We start from the raw sequence: 14,599 nt of genomic DNA, 5'->3' as shown, positions 1-14,599 counted from the left end.
CAGCATCGACCTCCACGGGCAGGATCGGCGCCGTCCAGTCCCAGGCATCCGGGGTGTGCGCCGCCATCAGCGGCGTCACGGTCAAGACGGAGAACAGCATCGCCCCGCCCACGATCAGCCACGTGCCCACCGACAGAGCACGCTCACATGAACGCACCTGAGCGTCGTTCATCCCGCGCCCCCGTCCCGTGAACGCGCGTCCGCCGCAGCGATCAGCACGACCGGCGTGGACGGGTCATCGGGCCGCTCGCTGTCCTCGGTCCACGTCCAGTCAGCCCCATCGGCGAGCACGTAGCCGAGCAACGCCAGCGCCCGTGAACGCTCCTGAACGGTCGGCACGACGGAGCAACCGGGGAAGTAGTGCGTGGGCCAGGTCAGAGCCCGGGGCACAACTACGTACAGGCGCCACCGGCCGTCCCTGCACACCATCTGCACCCGCGGCATCACGCCACCCCCGGCGCGCCCGAAGCGATCACCCGGTTCGCCAGCGCCACCCGCTCAGCCAGCACACGGCCACGGGCCCGCCGCAGCCGGCGGGCATCCAGCTCCGAAACCGGCAACCGGTCCAGCAGGGCAATCTGCACATCCAGCAGGTCGACCTGCGCCAGGATCAGCGGCATCTCCGCCTCGACGGCGTTCAGCTCCGCGTCCGTGGGCTCGCGGTCGAACTCGTCGGCGGTAACGACCGCCTGAACAGCACCGATGAACTTCATTGGGTCTTGCTCCTCTCAGACAGGAACGGGACCGAACAGCAGCCCCGGCGTTGCCGCGCCGGGGCTGCACGTCGTTGTGAAGCAGGAAGAACCTCCGGCTCCCTGCCACCCCGCCCGTACGAGCGCCGACGGCGCCGGACGGGCGAGGGAGGCAACCGGCCGCGGCTACCGCCGCGCAGGTGTCCCGACTCCGCGGATCACCGGCGTTTCCGGTGCGCTTGCGCGGCGGATCGGGGAGACGCGAAGGGCAACGCTGACTTGCCGGTCCCGCAGGTCAGCGGCCAAGGGTCTTAAGCGGATCACGTTCAACCTCCAGGGATGGTGTGCACATGACTTGCACTGCAAGGGGGGACCCGTGCCCCCACTCTCCGGCCGTTGCTCGCGGTCACCGGGCCACCTCGCCAGTACGGGCCGAAACCCTGTTCCACCTGGCCTTTAGCGGGATTGCAGCGTCCCCGCCCTCTACTCGTCGTGCACAAGCAGCCCCGGTCAGCACGAAGTCGTGCCGCCCTCCGGGCGTGCCGGACGTACCGAGGTGAGCCCTTCCGGGTTCATCTGGTGCGCACCAGAAGCATGGCATCTGGTGCGCACCAGATGCAAGGTCCTGTCTGATGACGGGTCACCGCGGATCGCTCTGGCTTGACTTCAGGAAACGCGGGAAGGGCGGGCCCGCGGCAGCCAACTGGGGTTAACCTCGGAGGTGTTAACCCGCTCCCACCTGCGACGATTCAGATGGCTGGTTAGGTGGACGCGCTCGTCTGGAGGGGATGCACGTGGCCACAGCCTTACGGTCCATTCGGACGGCGCGCGGTTGGTCGCAGGACCGATTGATCTACGAGATGGAGCGCTACGCGCAGCAGCGCCTGACAAACGTCGCCTCCACGGCCAGCCTGAAGACCTACGTGTCCGAATGGGAGAACGGCAAGCGCGCGATCTCGGAGCGGTACGCGTCGATCCTGCGTCCGCTTCTCGGCGTCACGGATGCCGAACTTCGCGGCGCTGCCGAGCAACTGATCCCCCAGCAGGCGGACGGATACGACGACCTGCTGAGCCGGATTGACTCCGCGCGGAGTATCGGCGAGTCCATGGTCCAGACGTTCCTTGATCAGACAGAGCTGCTCCGCACCATGGACCGGCAGATGGGCGCGGCCGGCCTGGTCGACCAGATGGCCGGGCACCTGGCGTCGATGGAAGATGCGCTGACCTTCGCCGTGCTGCCCGGGACGCGGCGGCCGATCGCCACCGCGCTGGCGGGTGCGGCCACCCTCGCGGCGTGGCAGGCACTCGACGCCGGCGCCGTAGAGCGCGCGTGGCGGCAGTACGAACTTGCCAAGAGGGCTGCTCAGGATGCTGATGCGCCGCTCTATCTAGCTCACGCGATGGGTGAGCAGGCGTACGTGCTGCGCGACGCCGGGCGCCCTGAGATGGCTGTGGAGCTGATCCGCGATGCGCTGCGCACGCATGCCGAGCGGCAGTCCCCCCGACTCAAGGCGTGGCTGAGCGCTGCCGAAGCGGAACTGTGCGCGGCGGCCGGCATGGGTGACGATGCCCGGCGCGCACTGGAGCGGGCAGCGGCCCACCTACCGGAAGGCGACGAAGCGCGGGACGCCGACATGGCGAGCATCTTCCTCAACAACGGCCACTTGGCTCGATGGCGTGGGAACGTCCTGGCGATGCTCGGCGACGGCGCCGCCATGGAAGAGCTGTATGCCGCCCTTCGGTCGGCGGACGGCTCTTTCGTGCGGGCGCGGTCCGGCCTCCACAGTGACTTGGCTCAGGCACACCTCTCGCGCGGCGAACTGGACGACGCCCGCACCCACATTCAGCAGGCACGGCTGCTGGCGAACCGCACGGGGTCCGTGCGGTATCGCCGGCGGGTGGAGATGCTTACCGGGCGGCTGTAGGCCGCGACGAGAGGAGGTGGAGCAGAGCCACGAGCGTCCCTGACCCCATCAGCCTGCCCTCGGCCATCAGCGTTGGGATCTCGTCCAGGGGGACCCAAGCGATGTGCCCAGCCTCTTCGGCGTCGGTCGGCTCCCCCACCTTCGTGGCGCCGTGGGCTACGAAGATCTCGTGAGGTGAGTCCACCATGCCGATCATCGGCTGGTAGGTGACCACGTGCTCTACCGCGGTGGGCCGCCAGCCAGTCTCTTCCTCCGTCTCACGGGCGGCTGTGACCGCAGCATCCTCGCCGGCGTCCACGATTCCGCCGGGAAGCTCCCAACCCCACTGGTCCGGCACGAACCGGTAGCGCCACAGCATGAGCACACGGTCCTGTTCGTCCACCACGGCCGTGATCGCGACGTGGTGCAGCCGCACTACGTGGTGCTCGAAGCGCTCGACGCCCGGCGGCTCGACGTCCACCAGGTCGAGGTTCACCCAACGGTTCTCGTAGATGCGCCGGCTTCCGTGGATCTTCCAGGACTCCAGATCCGGCGGGGTGGGAATGGTCGTGCCACCCACGATGCGGTAGGAGCTGCGGCCGTACGCCCGGATGAGGCGCTCACTCGCGAGGCGGGCGAGTACCTGCCGCAGGGCGGTACGGCCGATCTCCAACTCGGCGCTCAGCGTGCGTTCGGACGGCAGCTTGTCGCCGGGCCCGTACCGGCCCGATTCGATCCAAGATCGGATCGTCTCGTAGACCCTCTGAGACTTGGGTCCCATCCTCGGCGCACACTCCCGGATCGTCGGCTGGTGCTCGCCAGCGTAACGGGGGAGAAGCACGGACGGCGCAGTCATCGGAATGTCTCTCGCTTCCTGGTCTGGCGGTACTGTGCAGCGGTCTGGGACGGACGCAGCGGGCGGGGCCTGCGGGGGCCTTTCCGGCTCCCTGTGGCCAACCTGTGGCCAGACTCGATGCTCGACGCGATCTTGAAGCGGCTTGGGTGCAGGTCAGATGCCCTATGCGCAGCGCGGGCTTCTCGGTCTTGAAAACCGTCGTGGCGCGAGTCACCGTGGGTTCAAATCCCACACCCACCGCCATGGCCCGATGCAGTGGCCGGTCAAAGGGGTGTCTCTCACTGAGGGGCACCCCTTCTGCGTTCACCCCGGGTCGGTGACCCGCCGGCCCGCTCTCGCGAGCACCCGCCGGCCCGCGTGCAGCTGGAGCCGGACTTCGGCGCGGGTGCGGTTGGGCCGGGTGGGTGGTGTTTGTCGGACGATCGGCGCGGGGGTGGGGTGGGTTCCGGTTGCGGACGCATCATGACGAATGTATGCAGATCCGCCCGTCGGAACATCGCCATTGAGGAGCGCCCTCGTGATCAGCAGCATCCGCGTCCCGTCCCTCTGGACCTCCCTCGTCGGCTTCTTCGCGGTGCTCCTGGGATGGGTGGGGGTGGGCGTGGGGCGTAAGGGCGCCCGCGGCGTTGCTGCGGTTGTCGCTCCGTGCGCTGCCGGCGCCGTCGCTGCCACGGGCTCCGCCTCTGCCGCTGATTCCGCCTCCGATCCCGCTCGCGTGGGCGGTCGGTCCGGTCGGCGGGTGCCGCGGAGTTGGCGGGAGGCCGTGCGGGGCGGGTCGCTGCCGCCCACCATCGCGCAGCGCATCCGGGCCGAGGCGCACGGGTCCTCCCCCTCCGTACGCCGGTCCACCACTGCCGCCGCCGTGCTCGGCAGCCGGGACGACCTCGCGCTGGTCGCGTAGCCGCCGCGGGGGAGTGTGAGCCCCGGCGGGCGCCGGGGGCGTGCGAGGGGCGCACAGCTTGGAACACAGGGTCGCAGGGCCGGGAGACGGTGGGGTTCCCGGACTACGCGGCCCTTTCCCATGCGCCCGGGCACGCCCGGAAAGTGGGTGCGCCGTACACGCCTTCGACCCTTGTGGGGCCTGGGTTTCTCGCGGGACGGGAGCTGTGAGCTGGGGCCTTGGGGGCGCGAACCAGGTTTATCCAATGTTGGTCATACTTGCGGGGGAATCATGGACATCGGGGTGGTTCGCCGGGGATTCGGTGGGCAACTCTGGTCTCGCGACGTCGTGACCAGGACCAACAGCGACAGCACCGGTCGGCCGACCGGGTTGGTCACACCCCCACTTCGGGTCCTATGGAGGATTCAGACATGGCAAGCATCCGTACCGCCCGCGTCATCGCAGCCGTCGCCGCCCTCCCCCTCGCCGCCGCCCTCTTCGGCGGGGTCGCCCAGGCCGACAACGGCTCGTTCGCGAACGACGGATCGAATGCGAGCGTGGCCAGCATCATCGGCAGCGGCGTCGGCGGGAGCAACACCGGTAACTCCACCACCACGCAGCAGGTCGCCACCGGCTCCGGCGCGTCCAACCAGAACAACTCCGCGCAGGTCAACGGCTCCGCCTTCACGGCCATCGACCAGTCGAACTCCAATGTCGCGCTGCACTTCCACCCCTGGTGGTAGTCCCCGCGTGCACTGAGGGCGCCCGTGCGACCGGACCGGCTGGGGTCCGGTAGCGCGGGCGCCCTCGCCGTTGTGCGGGTGGTCGTATCCGGTCCGGGCTGCGCCTTGACAGGCGCAGTTGATCTGACGGACAGTCAGATTACGTTGCCGTCGACGCAGCCTCTGGAGGCCAGCGCCGTGCACCTCGCCCCGACCGAAGGCCAGCTGCGGCTGCGCTCGGAACTGCGCGCGTATTTCCATGCGTTGATGCCCGACGGTCCGCCGGAGGAGCCCGCGCTGCAGCGCCGGCTGCTGCGCCGCATCGGCGCGGACGGACTGCTCGGCCTCGGCTGGCCCGTTGCGTACGGCGGGCAAGGGCGCGGGCCCGACGAGCAGTTCGTGTTCTTCGACGAGGCCTACCGGGCCGGCGCCCCCGTCTCCATGGTCACTCTCAACACCGTCGGCCCGACCCTCATGAAGTACGGGACGCCCGAGCAGAAGGACTACTTCCTCCCCCGCATCCTCCGGGGTGAACTCGTCTTCGCCATCGGCTACTCGGAACCTGAAGCCGGCACCGACCTCGCCTCGCTGCGGACGCGAGCCGTCCGTACCGGTGACGAAAGCGGGGACGGAGACGGGGATGGCGGCGGAGCCGCCGGTGCCGGTGGCCACTGGCTGATCGACGGGCAGAAGATCTTCACCTCGAACGCCCAGAACGCCGACTGGATCTGGCTGGCCTGCCGCACCGACCCGGACGCCCCCAAGCACAAGGGCATCTCCATCCTCCTCGTCCCCACCGACAGCCCGGGCTTCTCCTGGACCCCCATCGAGACGGTCGGCGGCCAGACGACCACGGCCACGTACTACGACGCCGTCCGCGTCCCGGCCGGCAACCTCGTCGGCCCCGAGCACGGCGGCTGGAGCCTGATCACCAACCAGCTCAACCACGAGCGCGTCGCCCTCGCCGCCATCGGCATGCAGGCCGAGGACTTCTACGCCGCCGCCCTCGCCCACGCCAGGACGCCGGACCCGGTGACCGGCGAGCGCCCCGCCGACCGCCCCTGGGTGCGGTCCCGGCTGGCCGAGGCGCACGCCCGGCTGGCCGCCGTACGCCTGCTGAACTGGCGCCTCGTCCAGGACGTGGGGGCGGGCACGCTGGCGCCGGGCGACGCGAGCGGGGTGAAGTTCGTGGGCACGGAGTCCGCGGTCGAGGTGTACCGGATCTGCCAGGAGGTCGTGGGCGAGGAGGCGCTGGTCCGGGGCCGATCGGGCTTCGGCGGCGGGCAGCTGGAGCGGATGAACCGGGCCGCCCAGATCAACACCTTCGGCGGCGGGGTCAGCGAGGTGCAGCGGGAGATCGTCGCGACGATGCGGCTCGGGATGAAAGGGAGGAAGCGATGACCGAGGAGGCGATGCCCGAGGAAGCGACGCCTGGGGAGGCGATGGCCGAGGAGGCCGATGCCTTCCTGCGGCGGCTGAAGGAGTTCGAAGGGCGGCCCGCGGCCGTCGCCGGCACCGGCAAGGACCCCGTCAACACCCCCATGATCCGCCACTGGTGCGAGGCCATGGGGGACACGCACCCCGCCTACACCGGGCCGGACGCCGTCGCCCCGCCCACCATGCTCCAGGCCTGGACGATGGGGGGCCTGTCCGGTCACACCGACCGGGCCGGCGCCTACGACGAGCTGCTCCGCCTCCTCGACACCGCCGGCTGCACCTCCGTCGTGGCCACCGACTGCGAGCAGGAGTACCTGCGCCCGCTGCGCCCCGGCGACACCGTCACCTTCGACGCGGTCATCGAGAGCGTCTCCCCCCGCAAGACCACCAGGCTCGGCACCGGCCACTTCGTGACCACCCGTACCGACGTGCGCGTCGACGGCGAGCCCGTCGGGACGCACCGCTTCCGCATCCTCAAATACGCCCCTGCCGCCCGGCCCCCGGCCTCGGCCCCTCCCCCGACCCCGGACGAGCCCGCCACCGGGTCCAAGGCCCAGAACCAGGCCCGGGCGCCGCGCCGTCCCCGCCCGGTGGTCAACCGCGACAACCAGGGCTTCTGGGACGGCGTACGCGAGCACCGGCTGCTGATCCAGCGCTGCACCGGCTGCGGGACACTCCGCTTCCCCTGGCTGCCCGGATGCAACCACTGCGCCTCCCTGGGCTGGGACACCGTCGAGGCCTGCGGCGCAGGCACGGTCTTCTCGTACGTCGTCATGCACCACCCGCCGTTCCCCGCCTTCGACCCGCCGTACGCGGTCGCGCTCGTCGAGCTCGCCGAGGGCGTCCGGATGATCAGCAACATCACCGGCGTCCCCTACGACAAGGTGCGCATCGGGATGCCCGTCCAGCTGGAGTTCCTGCGCGTCGACGACGAGCTCGAACTCCCCGTCTTCCGCGGGAGCGAGGCCTGATGGACTTCCGTCCCGCCGAGGAGCAGGCGGCCGCCGCCGGTCTGGCGGCCGAGATCTTCCACGACCTGGCCACCCACGAGCGCCTCACCGCGGCCGGCACCGGCACCGACGCCGAACTGTGGAAGGCGCTCACGACCGCTGGGCTGCCGGCCGCTGTCCCCGACATCGGGCTGCTGGGCCTGGTACTGATGCTGGAGGAGCAGGGCCGCACCACCGCCCAGGTCCCCCTCGCCGCGACCTGCGTGTACGGGATCCACGCCGTGGCCGCGCACGGCAGTGCCGAACAGCGCGCCCGTCTGCTGCCGGCCCTCGCCGCCGGGGAGGCCGTGGCCACCGGTGCGTTCCCGGCCCGGCCCGGCCGGGTGACTGCCGGGCCGGGGGGCAGGCTGACCGGCACCCTGCCGGCCGTTCCGTGGCTGCGGGACGCCACGCACGTCCTCGTACCCGACACCGACCGCGCCCTGTGGCTCGTACGGACGGATGCGCCGGGCGTGGCGACCGAGCCCGTGGAGACGACCGCGCCGTGGGCGGCGGGCCGGCTCACCCTGACCGACGCCGAGGCGGAACCCCTCGGCGGGCCCGAGACGGACGGCGCCTACGGCCCCGCGACCCGTAACCGCTCATACGCCAACCCCGACGCCTACGACGCCGTCCTCGCCGTCGCCCGTACCGCCTTCGCCGGCCTCCAGGCGGGTGTCTGCGCCGGCTCCCTGGCCCGGGCCGTCGCGTACACATCCACCCGTGAGCAGTTCGGCCGCCCGCTCTCGACCAACCAGGCCGTGCTGCTGCGCGCCGCCGACGCCCACATGGACACCGAGGCGATCCGGGTCACCGCGTACGAGGCCGCCTGGCGGATCGACCAGGGCCTGCCGGCGCGGGAGCACGCGCTCACCACCGCCTGGTGGGCCTCCGAGGCCGGCAAGCGGGTCGTCCACGCGGGGCAGCACCTGCACGGCGGTATGGGCGCCGACCTCGACCACCCCGTCCACCGGCACTTCCTGTGGGGCCGCCAGCTGGACGCCTATCTGGGCTGCGGCAGTGAGCTGCTGGCCGAACTGGGCGCCGTCCTCGCACAGGACGAGGCCGACGACGCACAGGACGAGGCCGGCGACGCACAGGACGAAGCCGGCGACGGCACGAAGGAGCTGAAGGCATGAACGTGGGTGACGCGCTGCCGCCGCTGGACATACCGGTGACCCGCACGCTGATCGTCGCGGGCGCGCTCGCCTCCCGCGACTACCAGGACGTCCACCACGACGCCGAACTCGCACGGGCCAAGGGCTCCCCGGACATCTTCATGAACATCCTGACCACGAACGGGCTGGTCGGCCGGTACGTCACCGACCACCTCGGCCCCCGCGCCGTGCTGCGCAAGGTCGCGATCCGCCTGGGCGCCCCGAACCACCCCGGCGACACGATGACCCTCACCGGCACGGTCACCGCCGTCACCGGGGACGTGGTCGAGATCAGGATCAGCGGCACCAACAGCATCGGCCACCACGTCACCGGCACCGTCACCGCGGAGGTGCCGCGATGAGCGTGCGCAGCCGCGACGGGCTCGGCGGTCGGGCCGCCATCGCCGGCATCGGCGCGACAGAGTTCTCCAAGGACTCCGGGCGCAGCGAGCTCACCCTGGCCGTCGAAGCCGTCCAGGCGGCCCTCGCCGACGCCGGCCTCACCCCCGCCGATGTGGACGGCCTGGTCACCTTCACCATGGACACCAGTCCCGAGATCACGGTCGCCCAGGCGGCCGGCATCGGCGAGCTGTCCTTCTTCTCCCGCGTCCACTACGGCGGTGGAGCGGCCTGCGCCACCGTGCAGCAGGCGGCGCTCGCCGTCGCCACCGGGGTCGCCGAGGTCGTCGTCTGCTACCGCGCGTTCAACGAGCGCTCCGGCCGCCGCTTCGGTTCCGGCGTCCAGCAGCGCGAGCCGTCGGCCGAGGGCGCGGCGCTGGGCTGGTCGCTGCCCTGGGGCCTGCTCACCCCAGCGTCCTGGGTGGCCATGGCCGCCCAGCGGTACCTTCACACGTACGGACTGACCCCCGAGGCCTTCGGGCACGTGGCGGTGGCCGGCCGCCGGTACGCCGCGAACAACCCGGCCGCCTGGTTCCACGGCCGGCCCATCACCCTCGCCGACCACGCCGCCTCGCGCTGGATCGTCGAGCCGCTGCGCCTGCTGGACTGCTGCCAGGAGACCGACGGCGGTCAGGCGCTCGTCGTCACGACCACCGAACGCGCCCGCGACCTGCGCCATCGCCCCGCCGTCGTGACAGCCGCCGCGCAGGGCGCGGGCCGCCGACAGGAGGGCATGACCAGCTTCTACCGCGACGACCTGACCGGGCTGCCGGAGATGGACGTGGTCGCCCGGCAGCTGTGGCGCACCTCGGGCCTGCGGCCGTCGGACATCGACGTGGGCATCCTCTACGACCACTTCACCCCCTTCGTGCTGATGCAGCTGGAGGAGTTCGGCTTCTGCGCGCCCGGCGAGGCCGCCGACTTCGTCGCGGCGGACCGGCTTCCCCTCAACACCCATGGCGGGCAGCTCGGCGAGGCGTACCTGCACGGCATGAACGGCATCGCCGAGGCGGTCCGCCAGCTGCGCGGCAGTTCGGTCAACCAGGTCCCCGGGGCCGCGCACGCCCTCGTCACGGCGGGCACCGGGGTCCCCACCTCCGGCCTGATCCTGGGCGCGGACGGCTGAGCAACTGCAGCGCGCGCGGCGATCGGTGAGGCGTATCCGGCGGCGCTCGCAAGGCGCATCCGGTCGCGCTCGTGAGGCGTATCCGCGGCGCTCGTAAGGCGTATCCGGTCGCGCTCGTGAGGCGTGTCCGTGGCGCTCGGTGAGGCCGTCCGCGGTGCTCGGTGACGAGTGAGGTACCCCAGTCCCAGAGCCCGTCCGCCCCGTCCACCTTCAGGAGGTCGGGCCGGCCCCTGCCATACGACCTGAGTCGGATCCCGCTTCGGCACCTGGGGCCGATCCGGCGAGGGGACCGGGCTCCTAGCGTGGAGCTATGACCACGCCAGTGTGCACGCACGCCTCGGACCCGCTCCTGTACCCGTCGTTCTCGGCGTACGTACGGACCCGCGGGACCACCCTGATGCGTACCGCACGCTCGCTCACCGCCAACCCCTGCGACGCCGAGGACCTGCTCCAGACGGCCCTGGCCAAGACGTACGTCGCCTGGGACCGCATCCAGGACCAGCGCGCCCTCGACGGGTACGTACGCCGGGCCCTGGTCAACACGCGGACCTCGCAGTGGCGCAAGCGCCGGGTGGACGAGTTCACGTGCGGGGAGATGCCCGAGCCGGAGCCGCTGGCGACCTCCGACGCGGCCGAGGACCAGGCGCTGCGCGACGCGATGTGGCGTGCGGTGACCCGGCTGCCCGAGCGCCAGCGGGCGATGGTGGTGCTGCGCTACTACGAGGACCTGACCGAGGCGCAGACCGCCGAGCTGCTCGGGGTCTCCGTCGGCACGGTCAAGAGCGCCGTCTCCCGCGCCCTCGGCAAGCTCCGCGAGGATCCGGAGCTCAGCCTCGCGAGCTGACCCGCCTGCGCGGCGCACTGTTTCACGTGAAACACCGTTTCACGTGAAACAGTGGCCGGGGCGCACACAGTCGGGCTCCCGCATTTGTACTCCCGGGTAGTGACATGCCGAGCGGTACGTGCGCAGAATCGGCAAGCAAGAAAAGCCGCCGCAGCGCGCCGCAGCGCCCCCGGGAGGACGCTTTGCTGAGCACCATGCAGGACGTACCACTGCTCGTCACCCGCATCCTGCAGCACGGGATGACGATCCACGGAAAGTCCCAGGTCACAACCTGGACGGGGGAGCCGGAGCCGCACCGCCGCAGCTTCGCCGAGGTGGGTGCCCGCGCGGCACAGCTGGCGAGCGCCCTGCGTGACGAACTCGGCGTCCAGCAGGACGACCGGGTCGCCACCCTCATGTGGAACAACGCCGAACACGTCGAGGCGTACTTCGCGATCCCCTGCATGGGCGCGGTCCTGCACACCCTCAACCTGCGACTGCCCCCCGAGCAGCTGGTCTTCATCGTCAACCACGCCGCCGACCGCGTCGTGGTGGCCAACGGCACCCTGCTGCCGCTGCTGGTCCCGCTGCTGCCGCACCTGCCCACCGTCGAGCACGTCGTGGTCTCCGGCGTCGGCGACCGCTCGGGCCTCGAAGCCCTCGCCGAGGAGCGCGGCTTCCGCGTCCACGACTACGAGGAGCTGCTCGCCGGCCGTCCGCAGACCTACGACTGGCCCGAGCTGGACGAGCGGCAGGCCGCCGCCATGTGTTACACCTCCGGCACCACCGGGGACCCCAAGGGCGTCGTCTACTCCCACCGCTCGATCTACCTGCACTCCATGCAGGTCAACATGACCGAGTCGATGGGCCTGACCGACCGGGACACCACCCTGGTCGTCGTGCCGCAGTTCCACGTCAACGCATGGGGCCTGCCGCACGCCACCTTCATGACCGGCATCAACATGCTGATGCCGGACCGCTTCCTCCAGCCCGCCCCGCTCGCGGAGATGATCGAGGGGGAGAAGCCCACCCACGCGGCGGCCGTCCCCACCATCTGGCAGGGCCTGCTGGCCGAGGTCACGGCCCGCCCCCGCGACCTGAGCTCCATGAAGCAGGTCACCATCGGCGGCTCGGCCTGCCCGCCCGCACTGATGCGGGCCTACGACGAGCTGGGCGTCCGCCTGTGCCACGCCTGGGGCATGACCGAGACCTCCCCGCTGGGCACGATGGCGCACCCGCCGGCCGGTCTGACCGCGGAGGAGGAGTGGCCCTACCGGGTCACCCAGGGCCGCTTCCCGGCCGGCGTCGAGGCGCGCCTGATCGGACCCGGCGGCGAGCGGCTGCCGTGGGACGGCACGTCGGCCGGCGAGCTGGAGGTCCGGGGCACCTGGATCGCGGCCGCGTACTACAACGGCGTCGACGCCGAGCCGCTGCGCCCGGAGGACAAGTTCAGCGCGGACGGCTGGCTCAAGACCGGCGACGTCGGCGTGATCAGCCCGGACGGCTTCCTCACGCTCACCGACCGCGCCAAGGACGTCATCAAGTCCGGCGGTGAGTGGATCTCCAGCCAGGAGCTGGAGAACGCGCTGATGGCACACCCCGAGGTCGCCGAGGCCGCGGTCGTTGCCGTCCCGGACGACAAATGGGGCGAGCGTCCGCTGGCCACGGTCGTCCTCAAGGAGGGCGCGAGCGCCGGCTACACGGACCTGCGTGCCTTCCTCGCCCAGTCGATCGCCAAGTGGCAGCTGCCCGAGCGCTGGGCGCTGATCGAGGCGGTGCCGAAGACCAGCGTCGGCAAGTTCGACAAGAAGGTGATCCGCCAGCAGTACGCGGAGGGCGTCCTGGACGTCACCACCCTCGACTGACACTCCGGAGCCCGGTCCGGCCTCAGGGCCCGGCCGGCCAGGAGCCCTCACGCGGCCCGGCCCGGGGCCCTCACGCCGGCCGGGCCGGCCAGGCGAGGAGCGCCGGCTCAGCCTCGCGGGCTGAGCCAGCCCCGCAGCAGCCGGCTGACCGCGGGCATCGCCACGTAGGTCATCAGCGTGCTGAAGACGACGGCGAAGGCCGCTGTGCGCAGCACCATGTGCAGGTCCACCAGGAACGGCCCGAGCAGCGCGTTGCCCGCCAGCGAGATCGGGAAGATGGCCAGCCCCGAGCTGATCGCCATCTTCCAGCGCGGGGGCGCGGGCCGGGTCGTTCCGGGCTTGGCGAACCACGTCTCCATGCCCTGCAGTTCGCGCCGGGCTATCTCGGTGTGGTGGTGGCCCTCGCAGTTGGCGAACCACTTTGCCCGCTCCGGCGACTCCTGCCACGCCTCGAACGCCGCCTGGTCGCGGAACCGGTGGACGAGGAACCACGGCGCGCCCTCGGCCGCCGGGCGGAACAACCCGTACCCGAGGTGGTCGGGGAACGCGGCCGCCGTGTCGAGGATGCCGCGGGCCCACGCCTCGAAGGCCTCCTCGTAGCCCGGCTCGACCTGCCGGGCGATCAGGAGGGTGACCTCCCCGTCGTCGGCGGGGACGCTCTGCTCGGTTCGATCCGTCGTGATGGCCATCCGCACAGGGTGGCTAATTGGTGCCGATCTTCGCCAGGAGGTCCACGATGCGGCCCTGCACCTCGGCCGTGGTGGACCGCTCGGAGAGGTAGAGCACGCTCTCGCCGGTGCCCAGCCGCGGCAGGTCCTCCGCGGTGATCCCCGCAGCGGTGTAGACGACCAGCGGGGTGCGGTTGAGCTGCCCGTTGGCACGCAGCCAGTCCACGATCCCGGCCCGCCGGCGGCGGACCTGCATCAGGTCCATGACCACGAGGTTCGGCCGCATCCGGGTCGCCAGCTCCACGGCGTCGGTGTCGGCGCCGGCCCGGGCCACCTGCATGCCGCGCCGCTCCAGGGCGGCGGTCAGGGCGGCCGCGATCTCGCTCCGCTCCTCGATCAGCAGCACCCGGGAGGGGTGCTGCTCGCTGTCGCGCGGCGCCAGTGCCTTGAGGAGGACGGCCGGATCGGCACCGTACGCCGCCTCGCGCGTGGCGTGCCCGAGTCCGGCCGTGACCAGGACGGGCACTTCGGCGGCGATGGCCGCCTGGCGCAGGGACTGCAGCGCGGTCCGGGTGATCGGGCCGGTCAGCGGGTCCACGAACAGCGCGGCGGGGAACGCGGCGATCTGCGCGTCCACCTCCTCGCGCGAGTGCACGATCACCGGGCGGTAGCCGCGCTCGCTGAGCGCCGCCTGGGTCTGCACGTCGGGCGCGGGCCACACCAGCAGGCGGCGCGGGTTGTCCAGCGGCTCCGGCGGGAGCTCGTCGTCCATCGGCTGCGGTACGGGCCGGTTGAGCACCTCGACCGCGCCGCCGGGACCGTCCAGCGGCTCGGGGCCCTCGGCGGCTCCGGCTTCGGGGGCGCCTATGGCGAACGCCCGGCCCTGCGGGGCGGGTTCGGCCAGCTTGCGGCGACGCCCGGAGCCGGTGGCCGGGGCCGCGGCGTCGGGGTCCACGGCGATGCCCTGGCCGAGGGTGCCGAGGGCGCGCACGCTGATGGGCTGGGCCTGGGCGTCCTGCGGCTGCCGCGCGGAGGGCAGCGCGCCCTGCTCGGGCGCGTCCTGCTCCGGCGCGGTCCGGGC

The 14,599-nt window shown here is 71.7% G+C and carries 14 protein-coding genes and 2 pseudogenes; 10 read left to right on the top strand and 6 right to left on the bottom strand.

Annotation, left to right across the window (positions count from 1 at the left end):
* The 3 genes and pseudogenes from GPJ59_RS37705 to GPJ59_RS23355 form a co-directional block, all read right to left on the bottom strand.
* Window positions 1-172 (bottom strand): annotated as a pseudogene (locus GPJ59_RS37705) (DUF2637 domain-containing protein); the annotation flags it as partial.
* Window positions 169-429, bottom strand: a complete 261-nt coding sequence (locus tag GPJ59_RS23360) for a DUF6303 family protein (RefSeq protein WP_308120432.1) — start codon at window positions 427-429, stop codon at window positions 169-171. The pseudogene GPJ59_RS37705 and the gene GPJ59_RS23360, both read right to left, overlap by 4 nt.
* A gap of 14 nt (window positions 430-443) precedes the next feature.
* A complete protein-coding gene (locus tag GPJ59_RS23355) occupies window positions 444-713 on the bottom strand; it encodes a DUF6284 family protein (RefSeq protein ID WP_219669489.1) in 270 nt (89 codons plus the stop codon).
* A gap of 773 nt (window positions 714-1,486) precedes the next feature.
* Here GPJ59_RS23355 and GPJ59_RS23350 point away from each other — a divergent pair.
* Window positions 1,487-2,617 carry a helix-turn-helix domain-containing protein gene (locus GPJ59_RS23350; protein WP_219669488.1) on the top strand — a complete coding sequence of 377 codons (1,131 nt, stop codon included), beginning with the start codon at window positions 1,487-1,489 and terminating at the stop codon, window positions 2,615-2,617.
* On the opposite strand, the gene GPJ59_RS23345 is transcribed toward GPJ59_RS23350, so the two are convergent.
* The gene (locus GPJ59_RS23345; RefSeq protein ID WP_219669487.1) at window positions 2,601-3,377 is read right to left on the bottom strand and encodes an NUDIX domain-containing protein; all 777 of its coding nucleotides are present in this window, start codon (window positions 3,375-3,377) and stop codon (window positions 2,601-2,603) included. The two genes, GPJ59_RS23350 and GPJ59_RS23345, sit on opposite strands and share 17 nt — an antisense overlap.
* A gap of 814 nt (window positions 3,378-4,191) precedes the next feature.
* Between GPJ59_RS23345 and GPJ59_RS38620 the strand changes: the two genes are divergently transcribed.
* From GPJ59_RS38620 to GPJ59_RS23300, 9 genes are all read left to right on the top strand, one after another.
* Window positions 4,192-4,353, top strand: coding sequence for a DUF6344 domain-containing protein (locus tag GPJ59_RS38620; protein ID WP_308120431.1), 162 nt, complete (start codon window positions 4,192-4,194; stop codon window positions 4,351-4,353).
* 410 nt (window positions 4,354-4,763) lie between these two features.
* Window positions 4,764-5,075 carry a hypothetical protein gene (locus tag GPJ59_RS23335; protein WP_219669485.1) on the top strand — a complete coding sequence of 104 codons (312 nt, stop codon included), beginning with the start codon at window positions 4,764-4,766 and terminating at the stop codon, window positions 5,073-5,075.
* Window positions 5,076-5,252: 177 nt separating this feature from the next.
* Window positions 5,253-6,455 (top strand): acyl-CoA dehydrogenase family protein, encoded by a 1,203-nt coding sequence (locus GPJ59_RS23330; protein ID WP_219669484.1) that lies wholly within the window; start codon window positions 5,253-5,255, stop codon window positions 6,453-6,455.
* A gap of 41 nt (window positions 6,456-6,496) precedes the next feature.
* Window positions 6,497-7,462, top strand: a complete 966-nt coding sequence (locus tag GPJ59_RS23325) for a bifunctional MaoC family dehydratase N-terminal/OB-fold nucleic acid binding domain-containing protein (RefSeq protein ID WP_219669492.1) — start codon at window positions 6,497-6,499, stop codon at window positions 7,460-7,462.
* Window positions 7,462-8,619 (top strand): acyl-CoA dehydrogenase family protein, encoded by a 1,158-nt coding sequence (locus tag GPJ59_RS23320; protein ID WP_219669483.1) that lies wholly within the window; start codon window positions 7,462-7,464, stop codon window positions 8,617-8,619. Before GPJ59_RS23325 ends, GPJ59_RS23320 begins: the two co-directional genes overlap by 1 nt.
* Complete coding sequence (locus tag GPJ59_RS23315; protein WP_219669482.1) at window positions 8,616-8,999, top strand: MaoC family dehydratase; 384 nt, start codon at window positions 8,616-8,618, stop codon at window positions 8,997-8,999. The genes GPJ59_RS23320 and GPJ59_RS23315 overlap by 4 nt, the downstream gene beginning before the upstream one ends.
* Window positions 8,996-10,162: a lipid-transfer protein gene (locus GPJ59_RS23310; RefSeq protein ID WP_219669481.1), complete on the top strand. Its 1,167-nt coding sequence runs from the start codon at window positions 8,996-8,998 to the stop codon at window positions 10,160-10,162. The genes GPJ59_RS23315 and GPJ59_RS23310 overlap by 4 nt, the downstream gene beginning before the upstream one ends.
* A gap of 310 nt (window positions 10,163-10,472) precedes the next feature.
* A complete protein-coding gene (locus GPJ59_RS23305) occupies window positions 10,473-11,006 on the top strand; it encodes a SigE family RNA polymerase sigma factor (protein ID WP_219669480.1) in 534 nt (177 codons plus the stop codon).
* Window positions 11,007-11,188: 182 nt separating this feature from the next.
* A complete protein-coding gene (locus tag GPJ59_RS23300) occupies window positions 11,189-12,850 on the top strand; it encodes a long-chain fatty acid--CoA ligase (protein WP_219669479.1) in 1,662 nt (553 codons plus the stop codon).
* Between the two features lie 107 nt (window positions 12,851-12,957).
* Here the strand turns inward: GPJ59_RS23300 and GPJ59_RS23295 are convergent, their stop codons facing one another.
* Both GPJ59_RS23295 and GPJ59_RS23290 read right to left on the bottom strand, forming a co-directional pair.
* Window positions 12,958-13,539 (bottom strand): antibiotic biosynthesis monooxygenase, encoded by a 582-nt coding sequence (locus tag GPJ59_RS23295; protein ID WP_219669478.1) that lies wholly within the window; start codon window positions 13,537-13,539, stop codon window positions 12,958-12,960.
* A gap of 13 nt (window positions 13,540-13,552) precedes the next feature.
* Window positions 13,553-14,599, bottom strand: a pseudogene (locus GPJ59_RS23290) (hypothetical protein); the annotation flags it as partial.

Origin of the sequence: Streptomyces bambusae, assembly GCF_019400985.1 — a bacterium.
Taxonomy (GTDB): domain Bacteria; phylum Actinomycetota; class Actinomycetes; order Streptomycetales; family Streptomycetaceae; genus Streptomyces; species Streptomyces bambusae_A.
This window is presented reverse-complemented; position numbering and strand designations above follow the sequence as displayed.

Excerpts from the sequence above, each read along its gene's own strand:
- GPJ59_RS23315 (WP_219669482.1), top strand. The coding sequence starts at position 8,616 with ATGAACGTGGGTGACGCGCTGCCGCCGCTGGACATACCGGTGACCCGC.
- GPJ59_RS23310 (WP_219669481.1), top strand. The coding sequence starts at position 8,996 with ATGAGCGTGCGCAGCCGCGACGGGCTCGGCGGTCGGGCCGCCATCGCC.
- GPJ59_RS23360 (WP_308120432.1), bottom strand. The coding sequence starts at position 429 with ATGGTGTGCAGGGACGGCCGGTGGCGCCTGTACGTAGTTGTGCCCCGG.
- GPJ59_RS23355 (WP_219669489.1), bottom strand. The coding sequence starts at position 713 with ATGAAGTTCATCGGTGCTGTTCAGGCGGTCGTTACCGCCGACGAGTTC.
- GPJ59_RS23295 (WP_219669478.1), bottom strand. The coding sequence starts at position 13,539 with ATGGCCATCACGACGGATCGAACCGAGCAGAGCGTCCCCGCCGACGAC.
- GPJ59_RS23325 (WP_219669492.1), top strand. The coding sequence starts at position 6,497 with ATGGCCGAGGAGGCCGATGCCTTCCTGCGGCGGCTGAAGGAGTTCGAA.
- GPJ59_RS23345 (WP_219669487.1), bottom strand. The coding sequence starts at position 3,377 with ATGGGACCCAAGTCTCAGAGGGTCTACGAGACGATCCGATCTTGGATC.
- GPJ59_RS23335 (WP_219669485.1), top strand. The coding sequence starts at position 4,764 with ATGGCAAGCATCCGTACCGCCCGCGTCATCGCAGCCGTCGCCGCCCTC.
- GPJ59_RS23305 (WP_219669480.1), top strand. The coding sequence starts at position 10,473 with ATGACCACGCCAGTGTGCACGCACGCCTCGGACCCGCTCCTGTACCCG.
- GPJ59_RS23320 (WP_219669483.1), top strand. The coding sequence starts at position 7,462 with ATGGACTTCCGTCCCGCCGAGGAGCAGGCGGCCGCCGCCGGTCTGGCG.